At 41.6% G+C, this 17,730-nt stretch carries 20 protein-coding genes and 1 other annotated feature; of the genes, 6 read left to right on the top strand and 14 right to left on the bottom strand.

All coding sequences use genetic code 11. The features are described from left to right. The first annotated feature begins 24 nt into the window (after positions 1–24). The 3 genes from AC6I1H_RS03305 (at position 25) to AC6I1H_RS03295 (ending at position 2,691) form a co-directional block, all read left to right on the top strand. Entirely contained in the window at positions 25–591 is a 567-nt protein-coding gene (locus AC6I1H_RS03305; RefSeq protein WP_497739595.1) for a GDSL-type esterase/lipase family protein, read from the top strand. Between the two features lie 35 nt (positions 592–626). Then, positions 627–1,595 (top strand): 2-hydroxyacid dehydrogenase, encoded by a 969-nt coding sequence (locus AC6I1H_RS03300; RefSeq protein ID WP_497739594.1) that lies wholly within the window; start codon positions 627–629, stop codon positions 1,593–1,595. Between the two features lie 286 nt (positions 1,596–1,881). Further along, positions 1,882–2,691, top strand: a complete 810-nt coding sequence (locus AC6I1H_RS03295; RefSeq protein WP_497739593.1) for an undecaprenyl-diphosphate phosphatase — start codon at positions 1,882–1,884, stop codon at positions 2,689–2,691. Positions 2,692–2,706: 15 nt separating this feature from the next. Here AC6I1H_RS03295 and AC6I1H_RS03290 read toward each other — a convergent pair whose 3' ends face one another. The 14 genes from AC6I1H_RS03290 to AC6I1H_RS03225 all read right to left on the bottom strand — a co-directional run bounded on the left by AC6I1H_RS03290 (position 2,707) and on the right by AC6I1H_RS03225 (position 12,523). Further along, positions 2,707–2,889 (bottom strand): LytTR family transcriptional regulator DNA-binding domain-containing protein, encoded by a 183-nt coding sequence (locus AC6I1H_RS03290; protein ID WP_497739592.1) that lies wholly within the window; start codon positions 2,887–2,889, stop codon positions 2,707–2,709. Positions 2,890–3,000: 111 nt separating this feature from the next. Next, positions 3,001–3,204 (bottom strand): hypothetical protein, encoded by a 204-nt coding sequence (locus AC6I1H_RS03285; RefSeq protein WP_497739591.1) that lies wholly within the window; start codon positions 3,202–3,204, stop codon positions 3,001–3,003. Further along, positions 3,197–3,640, bottom strand: coding sequence for a PIN domain-containing protein (locus AC6I1H_RS03280; protein ID WP_497739590.1), 444 nt, complete (start codon positions 3,638–3,640; stop codon positions 3,197–3,199). The genes AC6I1H_RS03285 and AC6I1H_RS03280 overlap by 8 nt, the downstream gene beginning before the upstream one ends. A 27-nt stretch (positions 3,641–3,667) precedes the next feature. Next, positions 3,668–4,177, bottom strand: a complete 510-nt coding sequence (locus tag AC6I1H_RS03275) for a copper amine oxidase N-terminal domain-containing protein (protein WP_497739589.1) — start codon at positions 4,175–4,177, stop codon at positions 3,668–3,670. Positions 4,178–4,717: 540 nt separating this feature from the next. Continuing rightward, on the bottom strand, positions 4,718–5,614 hold the full coding sequence (locus AC6I1H_RS03270) for a copper amine oxidase N-terminal domain-containing protein (protein WP_497739588.1): 897 nt from the start codon (positions 5,612–5,614) through the stop codon (positions 4,718–4,720). Between the two features lie 22 nt (positions 5,615–5,636). Next, positions 5,637–6,605 (bottom strand): hypothetical protein, encoded by a 969-nt coding sequence (locus AC6I1H_RS03265; protein ID WP_497739587.1) that lies wholly within the window; start codon positions 6,603–6,605, stop codon positions 5,637–5,639. 245 nt (positions 6,606–6,850) lie between these two features. After that, positions 6,851–7,213, bottom strand: coding sequence for a LytTR family DNA-binding domain-containing protein (locus tag AC6I1H_RS03260; protein WP_497739586.1), 363 nt, complete (start codon positions 7,211–7,213; stop codon positions 6,851–6,853). Positions 7,214–7,419: 206 nt separating this feature from the next. Then, a complete protein-coding gene (locus AC6I1H_RS03255) occupies positions 7,420–8,322 on the bottom strand; it encodes a copper amine oxidase N-terminal domain-containing protein (RefSeq protein WP_497739585.1) in 903 nt (300 codons plus the stop codon). A gap of 22 nt (positions 8,323–8,344) precedes the next feature. Beyond that, the gene (locus AC6I1H_RS03250; protein ID WP_497739584.1) at positions 8,345–8,494 is read right to left on the bottom strand and encodes a hypothetical protein; all 150 of its coding nucleotides are present in this window, start codon (positions 8,492–8,494) and stop codon (positions 8,345–8,347) included. A 61-nt stretch (positions 8,495–8,555) separates the two neighbouring features. Continuing rightward, positions 8,556–8,948 carry a hypothetical protein gene (locus AC6I1H_RS03245; RefSeq protein ID WP_497739583.1) on the bottom strand — a complete coding sequence of 131 codons (393 nt, stop codon included), beginning with the start codon at positions 8,946–8,948 and terminating at the stop codon, positions 8,556–8,558. Beyond that, entirely contained in the window at positions 8,935–9,405 is a 471-nt protein-coding gene (locus AC6I1H_RS03240; protein ID WP_497740704.1) for a DUF8814 domain-containing protein, read from the bottom strand. Before AC6I1H_RS03240 ends, AC6I1H_RS03245 begins: the two co-directional genes overlap by 14 nt. Positions 9,406–9,634: 229 nt before the next feature. Further along, positions 9,635–10,677, bottom strand: a protein-coding gene (locus AC6I1H_RS03235; RefSeq protein WP_497740703.1) for an IS630 family transposase whose coding sequence is annotated in 2 segments (ribosomal slippage) — positions 9,635–10,174 and positions 10,177–10,677 — 1,041 coding nt in all. Because the reading frame shifts where the segments join, the coding sequence is not laid out codon by codon here. A gap of 68 nt (positions 10,678–10,745) precedes the next feature. Further along, a complete protein-coding gene (locus tag AC6I1H_RS03230; protein ID WP_497739582.1) occupies positions 10,746–11,048 on the bottom strand; it encodes a hypothetical protein in 303 nt (100 codons plus the stop codon). A gap of 359 nt (positions 11,049–11,407) precedes the next feature. Continuing rightward, positions 11,408–12,523, bottom strand: a complete 1,116-nt coding sequence (locus tag AC6I1H_RS03225; RefSeq protein WP_497739581.1) for an acyltransferase — start codon at positions 12,521–12,523, stop codon at positions 11,408–11,410. A gap of 249 nt (positions 12,524–12,772) precedes the next feature. Further along, positions 12,773–13,141, top strand: a binding site (T-box leader). A 110-nt stretch (positions 13,142–13,251) separates the two neighbouring features. On the opposite strand from AC6I1H_RS03225, the gene AC6I1H_RS03220 reads away from it, so the two are divergent. The 3 genes from AC6I1H_RS03220 to AC6I1H_RS03210 all read left to right on the top strand — a co-directional run bounded on the left by AC6I1H_RS03220 (position 13,252) and on the right by AC6I1H_RS03210 (position 17,700). Next, complete coding sequence (locus AC6I1H_RS03220) at positions 13,252–15,897, top strand: valine--tRNA ligase (RefSeq protein WP_497739580.1); 2,646 nt, start codon at positions 13,252–13,254, stop codon at positions 15,895–15,897. A 100-nt stretch (positions 15,898–15,997) separates the two neighbouring features. Beyond that, positions 15,998–17,347 (top strand): bifunctional folylpolyglutamate synthase/dihydrofolate synthase, encoded by a 1,350-nt coding sequence (locus AC6I1H_RS03215; protein WP_497739579.1) that lies wholly within the window; start codon positions 15,998–16,000, stop codon positions 17,345–17,347. Positions 17,348–17,439: 92 nt separating this feature from the next. Then, positions 17,440–17,700, top strand: coding sequence for a DUF2508 family protein (locus AC6I1H_RS03210; RefSeq protein WP_497739578.1), 261 nt, complete (start codon positions 17,440–17,442; stop codon positions 17,698–17,700). Positions 17,701–17,730 lie beyond the last annotated feature (30 nt).

The following is a 17,730-nucleotide window of genomic DNA, read 5'->3' as shown; positions in this document are numbered from 1 at the left end:
TTTGGAAAGGAAGTCAGAAGATTAATGGGAGCAAATATTAAAAAGGATTTAAAAATAGTAGCACTGGGAGACTCCATCACTCAGGGATATCCATTTGATGCGGATGCTTCCTGGGTACATATTTTAAATGTTGAAAAGGGATTTAACATTATAAATAAAGGCATAAACGGCGATACCCTGGAAGGCATGTTGAAAAGATTCGAAAAAGATGTGATATCCCTTTTGCCTCACATGGTCATTATCATGGGAGGTACCAATGATGCCTTTGACGGGTATTCCATTTCCTCTATGGAATATAATCTAAAGGAAATGATAAAAAAGACCAGGGTATCAAAAATAGTTCCGGTGATAGGTATACCTATACCCGTAGACGAACCTGGAGTAGAAATAAAGCTACAGAAATTTAGGAATTTCTTGAGAAATTTCTGCGAAGAGGAAAAAATTGCCTATATAGATTTTTATAAAACCATGGCGAATGAATGTAGTAAGATAAAAGATGAGATGGATTTCGATGGTATTCATCCCAATAGGGATGGCTACAGGGCGATGGCGGATACAGCGTACGATATATTAATTAAAATGTCAAAATGATTACTGTTGAAACCATTTAACAGGAGGAGGGCAAAATGTATACTCAAAAGCCTAAAGTATTAGTAACCAGGAATATTCCAAAAGAAGGGCTCCAGGAGCTTTTTGAAAAGTATGAAGTGGACTATCATGATTCCAACGAGGTGATCCCAAAAGAGGAGCTCTACGAGAGGGTCAAGGATATTGACGGCCTACTGGCGGTTTTTACAAAGGTAAATGAGGAATTTTTGTCCCATGCCCCAAAATTAAAGGTCATAAGTAACTACGGTGTAGGTTTTGACAACATTGATATAAAGGCGGCCTCCCGCCGGGGTATCATTGTGACCAACACTCCCGATGTGGTGACCGAAGCCACAGCGGAGCTGGCCTTCGGCCTGATGCTGGCGGTGATGCGGCGCATTGCTGAAGCTGACAGGATTTTGCGGTTCGACAGACCCTACCGATGGGGCCCCATGGCTATGCTGGGTACGGAACTTTTAGGTAAGACCCTCGGGATAATAGGCTTCGGAAGGATAGGGAAGGCTGTAGCAAGAAGAGCCCGGGCATCGGGCATGAAAATAATATACTTCCAGCGAAATCCGAGGGAGGCATCTCAGGATTTGGAAGATAGTTGTTACTACAGGCCTCTGGACGACCTCCTGGCAGAATCCGATGTAGTAAGCATCCATGTGCCTTTGACTGAGGATACCCGTCATCTTATAGGGGAGAAAGAACTTGCAAAGATGAAGAGAGGGTCATACCTCATAAATACGTCCCGAGGGCCCGTAGTAGACGAGGAAGCACTGGTGAAAGCCCTGGAATCGGGTCATTTGAAAGGGGCCGGCCTTGATGTCTTTGAAAAAGAACCCAAGATACATCCTCGGCTGAAGGAACTGGAAAACACCGTGCTCACGCCCCATATAGGGACATCTACCTATGAGACCAGAGTTGAAATGGCCCGCATGGCTGCCCGGAATTTGATAGATGCCCTGGAAGGCAGAAGACCGGTGCACACTATAAACATTTAAAAATATCTTTATCACAAATTCATGATAATTAATTCATACCGCAGCAAAGCTGCAATCAAAAAAATAAGGACAGTAGCCGTCCCTCAATAATAAAATCGATGACTTGCTCACCAGAAGCGAATGGTTTAAAATAACCTTAAGTGTTTGGCCAAGCCAGTGACACAATCGCTTAGGAGGTAACGGCTATGCAAGCCGCACAGTTAGTGGCTTCTGAAGAACTTTTTGTATGAAAGTTTGTTTTTCTTTAAGACTTTATTAATGAAGAACGCGGAAGGGAAGATTTAATGTGTCGATATTCATAAAAGCGTTTATAATGGGCATCGTCGAAGGATTGACGGAGTTTTTACCGATTTCTTCTACAGGGCACCTGATTATCGTCGGAGACCTTATAGGATTTAAGGGTAGCAGTTTTACTGTTATGTTTGAGATTGTGATTCAACTGGGGGCAATACTGGCAGTGGTCTTTTATTACAGAAAGAAAATAGTTGACTCCCTGTTGAACATCTTGCCTGGCCGGTGGGGTTTTAATCTATGGTTTAAGATGCTTATTGCTTTTATACCGGCAGCAGTGCTGGGAGTGCTGTTCAATGACTATATAGAGGCGCACCTTTTTTCATCCTTCACTGTGGCTATAGCACTGATTCTTGGCGGCCTTTTAATGATTCTGGCAGAAAATGTTTTCGGCCGCTACGGTATGGACGACATGGGCAAGACGAGTTTGGGCCAATCTTTTGCTATAGGCGTTGCTCAATGCCTCTCCCTCTTCCCAGGCATGTCCAGGTCTGCCTCCACCATCATGGGCGGCCTTGCTGCAGGCCTTTCTGCCAGGGCGGCGGCGGAATTCTCATTTTTTCTGGCGATTCCAACCATGCTGGGTGCAACCGTTTATTCTCTCCACAAGGGTATATCGAGTATGACTCCATTGGAATGGAAGGCTATCGGAGCGGGATTTGCCATGTCTTTTATAGTGGCGCTTTTTGCGGTGGATAAATTCTTATCTTACCTTGGCAAACATTCCCTGAAACCCTTTGCATATTACCGGATAGTTGTTGGAATTTTAATGATAGTGCTTATTACAGCCGGGATAGTAAAATAGGTGCATGGCATTTACTCAGTAACTCGTGCAATTTTCAGATAAATATCTTTCTATTATCATTTTCCTGCCCCGCCCGCTAACAGGCGCTTTTTCTTTTATATAATTGAACTCTATTTCCCAGGTGCCCAAATTGTTGGCGATTCTTTTTATGAAATCGGTATTTATCAGGTATGACTTATGGCATCGGACAAAATTCAAAAAAGTTACATCAAATTTAAAAGAATATAAAAAAAGCCTTTAGTTATCTACGAAAACAAATAACTAAAGGTTTTTATACATATAGGTAATCGGGGGGCCTGTAGGGATATATCAGTTCCTTTTTGCTTCCACCTGCTTTACGATTGTCTCAATATCTATTCCGTCAAGCCATTTGTGGCGTTCTTTGGTATAATCACCATAACCGGAATCAAATTGCCGTATAAATTCAACCATACCCACAGGGCCAAGCTTTTCGATTAAGGCCTCAATGCCCATTCTGCGTATAGTGCTTAAATCTCTTGTTGTGCTATTCATTTTCATCCACCTCCATAAACCAATTTAACGGATTTGCTGTTTTAATATTTAGTTTTAACCGTTCTGCTGCATGTAATAATTTTCTATCGGTAGTTAAAAATACATCTGCTTTTGAATATTCAGCTGAGGCCACATGCAAACTGTCAAATGATTTTAATCCAGAATTTTGAATCTCAAATGCTCGTTTTATGATTTTATCATTCAACATTATCTTTTGTTTGGCCAATTTATAAAGCTCATAAACCTTACTCTTTTTCCATTTATCTGGCGTGTTTTCAATTTCAATATCAAGCACTTCACTTGATAGCAACTGCCATTCTCCTGAAATGCATTTTGACAAAATAGCGAGTATAGCATCGCTTTCAATTCGTATCTTATCCTGCGTTTGATCATCAAATGGCCTACTGAGACAACACACATCCATATAAATTTTCATTAGCAATACCTCGCTTTATACTTCACTTCATATTATACAGCAATTTCGGTAAATTGACAATCCGCTCGTGCCGGATACTCGTAGAGCTTGTATACCATCGGTTATGGTGACCGGCGGCTTTACCAATTTACTTCCTTTCCTGACGTAGATGACTGTGCGCGTATCGTTGTCCCAGGTTATGGTATCTCCAGTTACTGCGGACAGAGCACGCAACGGAACGAAATAGCTGTTGTTCATTAGGAGCAGGGGCATGTCCGTTGTTTTATCGCCGACAGTTATTTTGTGTGTAGCTTTGTTCAGGATCATCTTATCGCTGTCGTTGTATATGGTTATATTGTCGTCATCCTTTTTCCAATCGATTTTATATCCCAGAATGTGGAAGGTCAGCCTCAGCGGCAGGTATGTCTTTCCGTCCTTTATGAAGGGCCGCTGAGACATGAGCGGGAAGATGTATCTCGGGACGTTTTCGACGACCCGGATTTGCCCATCCATAAAAGCGGTTAAAAAAGGCCCTACTTTCGGTTTAGATTTATTCAAATGATTAATTTTTTTCCGGATCAATGACGTAAGTGACTGCCGCTTTTTTCAAAATGATTACGCTTTTAAAGTTCCGAAAAAAGCAATTATGTCATTGTATGATTTTGGGAACGCCTTTTTCCAAGCGCTTTTCACCCCATACAGCCCCTATTCCCGGAAAATTTCATCTTAGACCTATCACTATTATAAATTATACCATTAGCTTATGCTAATTTTATGTCATTTTCGCCTTACTCCCTAACTGGTTGGATTTACTGCCTTAAATGCAGGTTTTGCTGCCTTATCGGTCGGTTTTACTGCTTTTTCGGTCTTGCGGTTGGGACAAATAGGGACGCACACAAATTGTCAACAAATTATATCATGATATTTTATTTGCTTTGATTTGTCCTTTATAATAATAGACGAAGAAAATCAAAAAAAGTTCCATTAAATTTTAAAGAATATAAAAAAGCCTTTAGTTTCGTGAAAGCAAATAACTAAAGGCTTTTTGCATGATATCAAAAGGGGAACACCACCGGGGTGCTCCTGATGGTCCACTGTTTAAGATGGAGGGACGGGCACCCAGTATAACTTCATGTATGGGTCGTTATCCCTTCCTATTATATACGCTTCATAAGCTCCTGAACCATCAAATTGAGGCACACCGTTTATAAGTGTGACGGAAGTGGTTAGATACGTTGAATCGGATATCGTTTGACCATTGATCAGATCTTTATTCTCGTTGAGGCAATATCTTGACAACCAAGTATACAGCATTATATCTTCGTCTGTTCGTGCCGGATACCTTATGGAGCTTGTATACCAAAGGGCGCCCTTGGGTATGGTCTCTCCCGATGTGTTTTTGATGGTAAAGTAGATATCGACCGTTTCATTATCTTTATCTTCAATACGACGTTTATACTTTATGTCGGTTATGGTGACCGGAGGCTTTACCAATTTACTTCCTTTTCTGACGTAGATGACTGTGCGCGTATCGTTGTCCCAGGTTATGGTATCTCCAGTTACTGCGGACAGAGCCCGCAGGGGAACGAAATAGCTGTTGTTCATCAGGAGCAGGGGCATGTCCATTGTTTTATCGCCGACAGTTATTTTGTGTGTGGCTTTGTTCAGGATCATCTTATCGCTGTCGTTGTATATGGTTATATTGTCGTCATCCTTTTTCCAATCGATTTTATATCCCAGAATGTGGAAGGTCAGCCTCAGCGGCAGGTATGTCTTTCCGTCCTTTATGAAGGGCCGCTGGGACAAGAGCGGGAAGATGTATCTCGGGACGTTTTCTACAACAATGCTATCTTTCCCGCTCATAAAACCGTTTAAGAGAGGCCCCACATACAGCAGCTTTATGTTGTCGTAGTTTATGTTGTCTTTGGCCAGGGCAAGAGGAGGGCTGAACACGGTACAAATGATGAGCAACAGTGACATCAGTATTTTTTTCATGTAACCATCTCCATCCACGGTTTTATCTGTAATCTATATCTACTGCTTCTTCATAATCCGGGTGAATAGTGTTTACTTTAACAATAGACGCATCATTAGGATAAGACTTTGCCTCTGATGTTAGTTCAGGCTTCCATAATGTCATCTTTTTGGTATTGGCGATATATATGTCCAACCATTTGCTTCCAAGAGAGTATTCACCTGTATCAAAGTCATTATACTGTTGTGCAAGAGTTGTCAATCTCTTCATTTTCACTCCTTTTCCGTCTTCGTTCCATGTATTTTTGGTTTCGAACGGATATGTTTTTGAATCACCACTGGATTGCTTTACATAGAGCACGATGCGGTTGGAATCTTGAATATAAAATCGTAAAAATACCTGCTTACCAGGTTTTATCTGATATTCTGTATCTCTAAATATGTAGTTATTACCGGACTCCTTTACAAAAGGTATCCAAGCTTTCAGATCAATACGGTATAACAACCCCGCATCAATTTCTCCATTGGATGAACTGCAACCCAAATAAAGATATGGGGTAGTATTAGGTTTGCCTGTAGCATGAGGGTTAATGTTGATTTTATTTGCTGTATTGACGTATCCCTCTACTTTTCGGTAACCGGAATTTGATTTTATGCGTCTATAGGCCCCTGTACCGCTTTCTTTTACGGCGGAAGAATTACCGTCCGGTATAAGCCAGTCTTGGGGAACAGCGTATTCGATTCCATTTAATTTAAAGGAACCTTTTTCCTGGTCTAAATTCATCGGATGGATCCCCTTGGCCAAGCCCGGCTTGTTGGAATAAACCTTGCCGTTTTTGTCTATATATACAACATTTTCTTTTTCTTCCTCACTTTCTAAGCCTGCGATAACTTCTTCCATTATTTCTGCTTCCGTTTTTTGCACATCCTGAGTATTATCCTGCGCCAACACGAAAACAGTTGATGTTACGATTAAAAAACTTACTATCACAGCAACCCATTTCTTTAGCATTTCAAATTAACCTCCTTTAAATTTTGTGGATTTTTCAACTTATTGAACTGACATTAGATATCCCAACGGAACCACCCTCTTTCATATAATTTTACTTCATGCAACGCTGTCCTTTAGCAAATTCATCATAGTCCTTTCACTATTCCCAATTATATCACTAATTTTATGTAATTTTCGCCTTACTCCCTAACTGGTTCGATTTACTGCCTTAAATGCAGGTTTCGCTATCTTATAGGCCGGTTTAACTACTTTTTTGGACTTTGTTTGATTATTTGCATTATCATTTTCCTGCCCCGCCTGCTCAGCGGCGCTTTTTCTTTTATATAATTGAACTCTATTCCCCAGGTGCCCAAATTGTTGGCGATTCTTTTTATGAAATCGGTATTTATCAGGTATGACTTATGGCATCGGATAAAATTCTTCCCTTTTAATCTGTCTTCTACTTCCTTTAAATTGCCGAAGAAGTTATAAATGTCTCCGGTTTTTGTATGTATTGTTACGTGTTTTTTGTTGACGCTGCATAATACAATCTCATTGTGCTCAAGAATAATTATCCCCTCACGGCAGTTAAAGGCTGTTTTTCCCTCTTGAGTTACCGCAGCAATCATGATGTCTACCTCCTAAAGATATCATGATATTTTATTCGCTCTAATTTGTCTCCCTATAATATAGACGAACAAAATTCAAAAAAGTTACATCAAATTTAAAAAAATATAAAAAAGCCTTTAGTTGTCTATGAAAACAAATAACTAAAGGCTTTTATAAATAATATCTAAAGAGAAACACCGTCGGGGTGCTCCTTATGGTTTGTTGTCTAAGGCAAAGGGGGAACCCAGTATATCTGACGCATATAAGGGTCTTTATCCAGTATACCCAATATATACACTCCATAAGCTCCTGAACCATCAAATCGAGGTACGCCATTTACAAGTGTGACGGAAGTGGACACAACAGTGGAATTAGATATAGTTTGACTGTTGGAGAGGTCTTTGTCCTCATTGAGAGGGTATCCTGCGGGCCAAGATAATTGGCGAAGGATTATTTCTTCGTCTTTTAGCGCTGGATATCTCTCATCAATTATATACCAGAGTTTGTCCTTTGGTATGGTATCTCCCGATGTGTTTTTGATGGTAAAGTAGATATCGACCGTTTCATTATCTTTATCTTCAATACGACGTTTATACTTTATGTCGGTTATGGTGACCGGAGGCTTTACCAATTTACTTCCTTTTCTGACGTAGATGACTGTGCGCGTATCGTTGTCCCAGGTTATGGTATCTCCCGTGGCTGCGGACAGAGCCCGCAGGGGAACGAAATAGCTGTTGTTCATCAGGAGCAGGGGCATGTCCATTGTTTTATCGCCGACAGTTATTTTGTGTGTAGCTTTGTTCAGGATCATCTTATCGCTGTCGTTGTATATGGTTATATTGTCGTCATCCTTTTTCCAATCGATTTTATATCCCAGAATGTGGAAGGTCAGCCTCAGCGGCAGGTATGTCTTTCCGTCCTTTATGAAGGGCCGCTGAGACATGAGCGGGAAGACGTATCTCGGGACGTTTTCGACGACCCGGATTTGCCCATCCATAAAAGCGGTTAAAAAAGGCCCCACGTACAGCAGCTTTATGTTGTCGTAGTTTATGTTGTCTTTGGCCAGGGCAAGAGGAGGGCTGAACACGGTACAAATGATGAGCAACAGTGACATCAGTATTTTTTTCATGTAACCATCTCCATCCACGGTTTTATCTGTAATCTATATCTACTGCTTCTTCATAGTCTCTGTGAATCGTATTTACTTTAACGACAGATGTATTGGGATAAGTCTTTCTCTCGGACGTTTTGGCAGAATCCCATAATGTCATCGTCGACGTATTGGCAATCTGCAAATTCAACCATTTGCTTCCATAAAAGTATTCACCCGTCTGAAAATCAAAAGGGTAAAAGGTCTGTAAACTAATTTATATACCGGTAAGCCTCAACTGCCCAAATTCCTCTTTTATCATTTCCTAAAGGCTGAATTAGTCGCAACTCGATCATTTTTCCATTGTCCAGATTAAACGTTATTATCTTCTTCCCATCGTCTAATGTTTGAATTGGCTGTGAGCGTTTGCCCTTCAAATTAAGGTAATTTTCTAAAAACTCGTGAGCTACTTGTATCGGATCTCTCAATCCCGGACGATGGCCTTCTTGGACTTCTTCTTGCATTTTCTTCAACTCGGATTGATTTAAAGATACTTTTGTCCAATTTCCCTGTTCGACCTTTCCAGCATTCTGACATCCAGTTATAATCGCTAAGAGGATAATAACTATTATACTCCATTTGATCGAGTTTCTAAGGTAAATCACTGTAACACACCCATACCCAAGCATTTTCCAAGTATTCTAATCCTAAATCTTCTGCCACGTCGGGGGTTAAATCTATTCCGGCGGGATTTGTGACTTCATCACCAAATTGGTTTTCCCCATTATTGTAATCATTATAAAAAGCTTCTTCCGCTTCAGGTTGCCCTAAATCAAGATCTTGAAATAATCGACGTTCATTAGCATCATCTGCAGCATCCCAATAATTGTCATCTTCATTCCATGGGCCAACTTCTCTTACTTCTACATCAAGTACACTTTCATCTGTTTCTTCATAATAAACATTAACAGTATATGGCGGATTACTATAATATGGTTTCCTGAGATCAGGAATCTCATCATCCCATCCTATATTTGCAAATTTTATATATTTATCGGGTAAAGCGACTTCATAATCCGTATGGCCTGCATATTGGGTTGCATATACTAATACTCTATCAATGCTTGCCTGTGGGCCAATCTCTCCGTTAGCTTCTGCCCTATTTTTCTTTAACCATTCCTTTCGATATTTTTTCTCTTCATTCCACCACTTTATGATCCATTTTCGAAAATCCTCATATTTCCCCTCTAGGATTTTTTGAGAAGCGTTATCTATATCGCTAAACGTCTGCTTTATTTCAGCGTTAAATGACTTATTTCTTCTATATAAGTTGAATTAAGTTTTTAGGTTTTTATAGTCTGCAGCATAACCTTTGTATTACAGCTTCTGGGTCGGCACTTATGGTTTGCAGAAAAGCATTTACATTTTTTCTGATTTCAGGAATTGTTTTATAAAAAACATTGTAAATGACCTTTTCTTTTAACCATTTCCACAGCCCTTCTATAAGATTCAGATTTGGGCTATAAGGTGGTAAAAACATCAGTTGCAAACGATGTTCATTTTCCTTCAAAAACGGCTGAAGCAGCTTCGCATGGTGAATACGCGCATTATCCAGTACCACAACGGTTTTTCCATTTATGTTCTTTGTCAATAGATTCCCCAGAAACCTGAGGAATACCTTTGCATCGTATGTATCATGTTCTTCACAATATACTTCTCCTGTTTCATAATTCAGGTAGCCAACAAGTTTGACGCCTCTATGTTTACCGAAGGTTTTAATAATCCTCTGCTTGCCACGCTCAAACCAAGTTTGATGAATGGCCTGGTAGTCACGAATCATAGATTCATCGACAAAGAGGATTTGCTGTATTTCACCGTCCAACAATTTTTTTTTACCTTTTCAAAGTCCTTTACAAACTGTTCTTGCTTTTGTTTATCTGCTTTAGCAAGTACATAGGTAGGGCGAGTATATGAAAGCCCCATCCGTTTTAACATTCCAGTTATTCCACGGATAGAATAGTCATAACCATACTCGCGCTTAATGTACTTTCCAATAAGCCCGGCTGTCCAGTTAAATTCTGCTGGAAACCCTACCTCTGAGGGTACTTTGTTAAGAATAACCGATTTTAATTCAACCTGCTGCTCCTTAGTAAGTCTTGTAGGTCTACCTGGTATTGGCTTATCGGGAATGCCTGTTAAACCTTCGTTTTTGTAAGCTGTATGTATGTTGCTAATCGTATTTGGGGATATCCCCACAATTTTAGCTGCCTCTTCACGCGTTTTGCCGGAAAGAAAGAGGTAGAGAGCCTGATATCTTTTAAAAACTCTAACCTTTTTTTCCGAATCCATTGCTGCTTTTATTGAATTTAATTCTTCTTGTGATGCTTTCATAATCATTTTCATCCTTTACAAAAAGTATCACAAGTATTATCGGAAAAAATTGCACAATTGTTTAGTTCAACTTATATATTCTGCATTTTTTCACGAATTAATTCATGCTCTTGCAGTGCTAATATTTTTAGCCGTTCCATCTGGCTGTCAGTTAGTTCAAGGTCTTGTTGAAGTTGTTTAACATCATTTTGCAATTTATCATCTGCGGTACATAGAAGATAATTTAATATTTCCTTTTGTCCCCAAGGATCCGATGGCTCTATATTGTTTTTAGTTTCACTTTGATTAGCAATTGTTGCAGACATATTTGAAAATAATATTCCTGCAAACAAGGTTAAAACGGCAAGGACAATTAAAATATTTTTCAATCTCACTCTCTTTATCCTCCTTCCAAAACTTGTTCTTGGCTTTTATATTACTATTTTCTGAAAACCACAACCTATCTCAATGGAACCGCCTTCTTTCATAATTTTTTACTTAATGCAAACCCCTATTCCTTCAGCAAAATTCATCATAGTCCTTTCACTATTCCCAATTATATCACTAATTTTATGTAATTTTCGCCTTACTCCCTAACTGGTTGGATTTACTACCTTAAATGCAGGTTTCACTGCTCTATCGGTCGGTTTCACTGCTTGTTTGGTCTCGTACTATACTATCATTGCTCCCCAAATCATTCTTAAGCAAGGCTTCGAACTTTGGGATCGGTTCCCGTAGGCATGCAAGTCCTGTTTTAAGCTTGCTTTTTGCTTTCCAATCCCAAGAGTGCCATCCTGAGAGGGGAATTGTCCACTATCAGGCAAAACAAATAAGAAAGGGCGAATGTCAGGAAAATCAGGAGCAACATATATATCATCCTTGATGTAAATAGGCCGCCTGTTATGCACCCGAACGCAACATTCAGGGCCGCCAGTATCTGCGGATGTACGAAATAAATACCATAGGAATATCGCGATATGTTTTTCTGCACGTTCAAAACGGCTTGATGGCACCGGGCTTTTTCACCTATTAGGAACAGGAAAGGGATTATTGTCAGGGTATTGATCAGCACCGGAGGGCGAACAGACGCATAGCTTCGAAGATATGGCTGGCCTTTTTCAAGGAATCCCATGTATGCTTCTGCTATGACAAGGGCTGTTGATGCAAGGTAAAAAGTACCCATGATATATGTATTTACTTTGATTTTCTTCGCTCTGTCCCAATTTGCCGCCAAAAGACCGCCGATTATGAAGTAATAATACCATACCAGGGGAGTGTAAGAGCAGTATTTCTGGATAAAGTCTATGGGAGCAAAGCCGATTTGAGTTTTATAATATCTCAAGTATATGGTTAAGAGCAGATATATGGCCGTGTTTATAATGAAAGCTTTAACTGGTTTTGCATTTTTTATGCAGTTGAACATGAGGGGAAACAGAATATACATCTGCATTATCATCAATATGAACCATAATGGCGTATCTATATTTTTCCAAAACAACCATTGGATGTATTTTAAAAAAGCTTTCAAAGCGGGCAGTTTTAAAAAGCAAAAAGCAGGATCGGTAAAATCCCGGCGGACCATATAAAGAAAGGTCCACGTGCAATAAGGCAAAAATACGCGGACGAGGCGCTTTTTTGCATATGTTTTTAATTCAAATTCCTTGTTGTTGTAAAATAGGCCAAATCCAGAAAGAAATACAAAAAGCGGCAGGCTGACTCTTGACCACTGGTTGAGTGCAAGACTCAGCATGAAGGTGCGGCTTTTTGAAGGGCCGTACACCATAAACCTTGCGGTGGCATGCAATACTACTACCATGAATATGGCGACTGAACGCATGAAATCAAGTTCAGTTACTCTTTGTTTCGGCAATTTGTGCTTTCCTCCCAGGGATTCTATTATTTTCTGTTAAAATTATATCACAAAATTTTATTTATTTTTCCATACCTCTAAACGGTTGGATTTTCTTCCTTATACAGTAGATGTGAAGGGCGAAGAATGGCAGATTATCACAAACGATACTGTTAGATTTGGCATGGAAGAAGTTGTATTGAAATTATCCGCAAATCCTTGACAAAACCATGTTCGAAAGTTAAAATTATACCAAGTACAACTGAAGATAAAAAAGCATTGAAGGGGAGGAGTAGGAGCAGTTTCTCATAAAGAGAGAAAGGCCGTGGCTGCAAGCCTTTCTGAGAGTTGCTTCGAAGGTCGCCCCTGAGCTTTTCCGGCGAACATCAGGATTTTTGCTAAAGTTTGCGGCATGTTTGGCCTGGCTTTGCAATGCATATCTAAAAAGTAGCCGGAAACGGTTTGTCCGTTAAAGCTTGGAGTGCTCGGCGGCCTTGCGTGCAAGCTTTACTTGTTTATTCGGACAGGCAATATTGATTTTTGGCTTTTGATTTGCCGGGGAAAAAAAGGCCGTAAGACTTATTATCTGTTGAGCGAGAATTAAGGTGGTACCGCGGAAGTAAACCTTTCGTCCTTTGCCGGATGAAAGGTTTTTTATCTTGGCTTGTCGCCGCTATCAATGTAAATTGGTTTTCGTGGCAAACGAAAGGTCCCCTTGCCACTATGAAAAACGGACAGGAGTGATGCAGATGGAAAGCAATTTGCCTTCGGTCTACAACCCTAAAGAGGTGGAGGACAAATGGTATGAGTTCTGGGAAAGGGAGAATCTTTTTTATGCAGAAACAGACCCTGCTAAAAAGCCCTTTACAATTGTCATACCGCCGCCCAATGTGACGGGGCAGCTTCATATGGGGCATGCCCTGAACAACACATTGCAGGATATAATCATCCGCACAAAGAGAATGCAGGGCTATTCTGCCCTGTGGCTGCCCGGTACCGACCATGCGGGTATCGCCACCGAGGCCAAAGTGAAAGAGCAACTGGCAGAAGAGGGCCTGTCCAAATATGATCTGGGCCGGGAAAAGTTCCTGGAGCGGGTGTGGGCATGGAAGGAAAAATACGGCGGGACAATAATCAACCAGCTCAAGAAGTTGGGTTCCTCCTGCGACTGGTCGCGGCTTAGATTTACCATGGATGAAGGGTTGAGCAGGGCTGTGAGGGAGGTCTTTGTCCGGCTCTATGAAAGAGGGCTGATATACAGGGGAGACTATATAGTGAACTGGTGCCCAACCTGCAAGACCACCCTCTCGGATATCGAGGTGGAACATGAAGAGGAATCCGGCAAGCTGTATTATATAAAGTATCCTCTTTGCGATGGCTCGGGGCACCTGACGATAGCCACCACGCGCCCTGAGACAATGCTGGGTGATACCGCCGTAGCCGTAAACCCGGAAGATGAGCGCTACCGTCATCTGGTAGGCAAGACCCTCATCCTGCCCGCAGTGGGGCGCGAAATTCCGATAATAGCGGACTCTTATGTGGATATGGAATTCGGCACGGGTGCGGTCAAGGTGACTCCAGGACACGATCCCAACGATTTTGAGATGGGGCTGCGGCACAATCTCGAGGTCATAAATGTAATGGATGAAGACGGCCGCATGAATAAAAACGCCGGCAAATTTTCCGGCCTGGATCGTTATGAATGCAGGAAACTGATATTAAGGGAGCTGGAAGAGGGAGGTTTTCTGGAAAAAATTGAGAATATCAGCCACAGTGTGGGCCACTGCTACCGCTGCGATACTGTGGTAGAGCCCATGGTTTCCAAACAGTGGTTTGTAAAAATGAAGCCGCTGGCAGGGCCTGCCATTGAAGTGGTAAAGCAGGGCAGAGTACAGTTTGTGCCCGACAGGTTTACGAAAATATACCTTAACTGGCTGGAAAATATCCATGATTGGTGCATCTCGCGCCAGCTCTGGTGGGGGCACAGGATTCCAGCATGGTACTGCGAGGAATGCGGAGAAATGAGCGTATCGAGAGAAGATATTGTTACCTGCCCCAAATGCGGATCTAGTAGGATAGAGCAGGACCCCGATGTGCTGGATACGTGGTTCTCTTCGGCTCTGTGGCCTTTTTCGACCCTGGGATGGCCCGAAGATACCGAGGATTTGAAATACTTCTATCCTACATCAGTGCTGGTGACGGCATATGATATCATATTCTTCTGGGTGGCAAGAATGATATTCTCTGCCATGGAATTTATGAAAAAGGAGCCGTTCAGTTACGTGGTGATAACAGGGCTGGTAAGGGACGCGCTGGGAAGGAAAATGAGCAAATCCCTGGGCAACGGGATAGACCCTCTTGAAGTCATCGAAAAATACGGCGCCGATACCCTTAGGTTTACTCTCAGTACCGGTAATGCCCCCGGAAACGATATGAGGTTTTATCAGGAAAAAGTGGAAGCCAGCCGCAACTTCGCCAATAAGATATGGAACGCATCGCGCTTTGTCATAATGAATTTGGAAGGTTTTGAACCCGGTGATTTTGACGCAGAAAAACTTTCGTTGAAAGACCGCTGGATATTAAAGAGACTAAACGACATCACGAAAGAGATAACAGAAGCGATAGAAAAATTTGAGATTGGGGTTGCAGCCCAGAAGATTTACGACTTTTTCTGGAGCGAGTTCTGCGATTGGTATATTGAGATGGCAAAAATTGATTTATACGGTGAAGATGAACATGCAAAAAAGAGGACTCAGCAGGTCCTATGGATATCGCTGGAAAGAGCGCTGAAGCTGCTTCACCCCTTTATGCCATTCATAACGGAAGAAATATGGCAGAAATTGCCACATACAGGGAAGAGCATAATGGTTTCCCGATGGCCGGAATATGACCCGGAGTGGGACTTTTCAGATGCGGATAAAATGGACGTGATCATGGATGCGGTGCGCTCCATAAGGAACATCAGGGCCGAGATGAATGTTTCCCCAGCCAGAAAGGCAAGGGTTATTGTTAGGATTGGCGATTCAATTGTCGGCGATATATTACAAAACAATATAAAAATAATATACAGCCTTGCAAAAGTTGAAAATATGGGATTCATATCTCAGGATGAGCCAGCGCCTCATAAAGCCCTAACCGGCGTTATTAAGGGAGCAGAACTTTTCGTTCCAATGGAAGGCCTGGTGGATATAGACATGGAAATCGAGAGACTAAAAAAAGAGTATGCGAACCTCGAGAAAGAAATCCACAGGGTGTCAAAAAAACTGGAAAATGAAGGATTTTTGTCCAAGGCGCCTACGGATGTGGTGGAAAAAGAGCGCAATAAGGAGAAAGACTACCGTGACATGCTGCAAAAGGTAAAGCAGCGTCTGAAAATGCTTGAAGGATTAAAATAAGTCAGGTGAGTCAGGGGACGGTTCCTTGACTCAAATTATGAGTCAAGGAACCGTCCCCTGACTCATCCCTGACTCAATCCCCGAGAAAGAAGGGAATAAAATGGCAAGTTACAAAGAAGCTCTGGAATACATCCATGGCTTGAACAGATTCGGTGCAAAATTGGGTCTGGAGAACATAACGCACCTGCTCGATATATTAGGCAATCCCCATCAGGGCGTAAAAATCATCCATGTGGCGGGGACCAACGGAAAAGGCTCCACATGCGCCATGCTGGATTCGATTCTTCGGGAGGCGGGATATAAAGTTGGCCTTTATACGTCGCCTTATCTCGAGGTTTTTAATGAAAGAATAAGAATAAACGGCCAGAACATTTCCGATGACGATATAGCCCGAGTGACTCAGAAGGTGCGGGATGCCATATCCATCATGCTTCAAAAAAATTTAAACCATCCCACGGAGTTTGAAGTTGTCACTGCAATCGGGTTTGTTTACTTCAAAGAGCAGGCTGTGGATTTTATCGTGCTGGAAGTGGGCATGGGAGGCAGGCTGGATGCTACGAATGTGGCGCTTCCTCTTGTGAGCGTCATAACTCCGATTAGCTTTGACCACCAGCAGTACCTGGGGAATACGCTGGGCGATATCTCCTGGGAAAAATGCGGAATAATAAAGCCGGGCGTACCGGTGGTGTCCGGCCCCCAGGAGCAGGAAGCTCTGCAAGTAATACGCAAAACGTGTATTGAACTAGGATGCCCTTTGACTCTGGTGGCGGGAAAACATGTTGATTTTGATATCCGGGCGGAGCAATTAATAAAATATACATCCTTGCAAAACAGTATTGGTGGCCAGATTTTTAATGTTTATACCCCAAAAAATGATTATAAAAATTTAAAAATAAATCTATTGGGCGACCATCAGTTGGAGAATGCTGCAACTGCAGTGGGAGCCATTGAAGCCCTGGAGCTTTCCGGAATAAAAATACCGAGAAAAGCAATTTATTCAGGTCTCGAAAAGGCCCGCTGGCCGGGAAGGCTTGAGATATTGAGAGAAAAACCGATTGTACTCATAGACGGAGCTCATAATATTGCGGGCATAAAAATGCTGAAAAAAGCCATATTAAAGTATTTTCCACAAAAAAGAAAAATCCTTGTGCTCGGAATTCTGGGAGACAAGGATTATAGAAATATGATAGGAGAAATCGCACCTATAGCAGATGAAATAATAACCACTGCCCCTGATAATCCCAGGGCCCTTTCGGCTAAGGCCCTGGCGGAGGCTGTGAAAGAAAGCTGCGCATCGATTGACGGTAAAAAAATTCGGGTTAGCGAAAAAAATGAAATCAGAGAAGCCGTAGACCTTGCGCTGGATTTGGCCTCCCCGGAGGACGTTATTGTTTTTGCAGGCTCTCTTTACATGATAGGAACAGTTAGGACAATTTTCATGCGCCATTAGAATTTTATTTATATAATTTAAACAATGATGTCTTCACATATTCCTCCCAACATTGCATAAAATGTATTATAGATTTATGGGAGGAAGCTGTGATGATCGGGAAGCCTGATGCAAAACATGAAAAATGGGAGGAAAGTTTTCTTGAGGAAATATCAAGAGCCAGAAAGGAGATAGAGTTAGCTGAAAGGGCTTTTCAATGGACGGCAAACGACTCAGAAGCACTGGATGCCGCGCTCTCTAGGATAGAGGCATCTATTGAGCACTATAATTTTTTGATAAAGCAGGCAAAACAAATGGGCATTTATTTAAGTGACAAAGCCCTGTATGCAATGATTGTCAAAACTGTGAGATAATTCAAAAGAGCCATTATGTGCAGGACATTT

The organism is Biomaibacter sp. TOL (genome assembly GCF_059717795.1).
The sequence above is the reverse complement of the archived record's forward strand: the minus strand, read 5'-3'. Positions and strand labels throughout refer to the sequence as shown.

What these genes read in the sequence shown, in the direction of transcription:
- AC6I1H_RS03210 (WP_497739578.1), top strand. Translation starts at nt 17,440, where the DNA reads ATGATCGGGAAGCCTGATGCAAAACATGAAAAATGGGAGGAAAGTTTT.
- AC6I1H_RS03215 (WP_497739579.1), top strand. Translation starts at nt 15,998, where the DNA reads ATGGCAAGTTACAAAGAAGCTCTGGAATACATCCATGGCTTGAACAGA.
- AC6I1H_RS03285 (WP_497739591.1), bottom strand. Translation starts at nt 3,204, where the DNA reads ATGAATAGCACAACAAGAGATTTAAGCACTATACGCAGAATGGGCATT.
- AC6I1H_RS03255 (WP_497739585.1), bottom strand. Translation starts at nt 8,322, where the DNA reads ATGAAAAAAATACTGATGTCACTGTTGCTCATCATTTGTACCGTGTTC.
- AC6I1H_RS03300 (WP_497739594.1), top strand. Translation starts at nt 627, where the DNA reads ATGTATACTCAAAAGCCTAAAGTATTAGTAACCAGGAATATTCCAAAA.
- AC6I1H_RS03270 (WP_497739588.1), bottom strand. Translation starts at nt 5,614, where the DNA reads ATGAAAAAAATACTGATGTCACTGTTGCTCATCATTTGTACCGTGTTC.
- AC6I1H_RS03260 (WP_497739586.1), bottom strand. Translation starts at nt 7,213, where the DNA reads ATGATTGCTGCGGTAACTCAAGAGGGAAAAACAGCCTTTAACTGCCGT.
- AC6I1H_RS03305 (WP_497739595.1), top strand. Translation starts at nt 25, where the DNA reads ATGGGAGCAAATATTAAAAAGGATTTAAAAATAGTAGCACTGGGAGAC.
- AC6I1H_RS03265 (WP_497739587.1), bottom strand. Translation starts at nt 6,605, where the DNA reads ATGCTAAAGAAATGGGTTGCTGTGATAGTAAGTTTTTTAATCGTAACA.
- AC6I1H_RS03220 (WP_497739580.1), top strand. Translation starts at nt 13,252, where the DNA reads ATGGAAAGCAATTTGCCTTCGGTCTACAACCCTAAAGAGGTGGAGGAC.
- AC6I1H_RS03280 (WP_497739590.1), bottom strand. Translation starts at nt 3,640, where the DNA reads ATGAAAATTTATATGGATGTGTGTTGTCTCAGTAGGCCATTTGATGAT.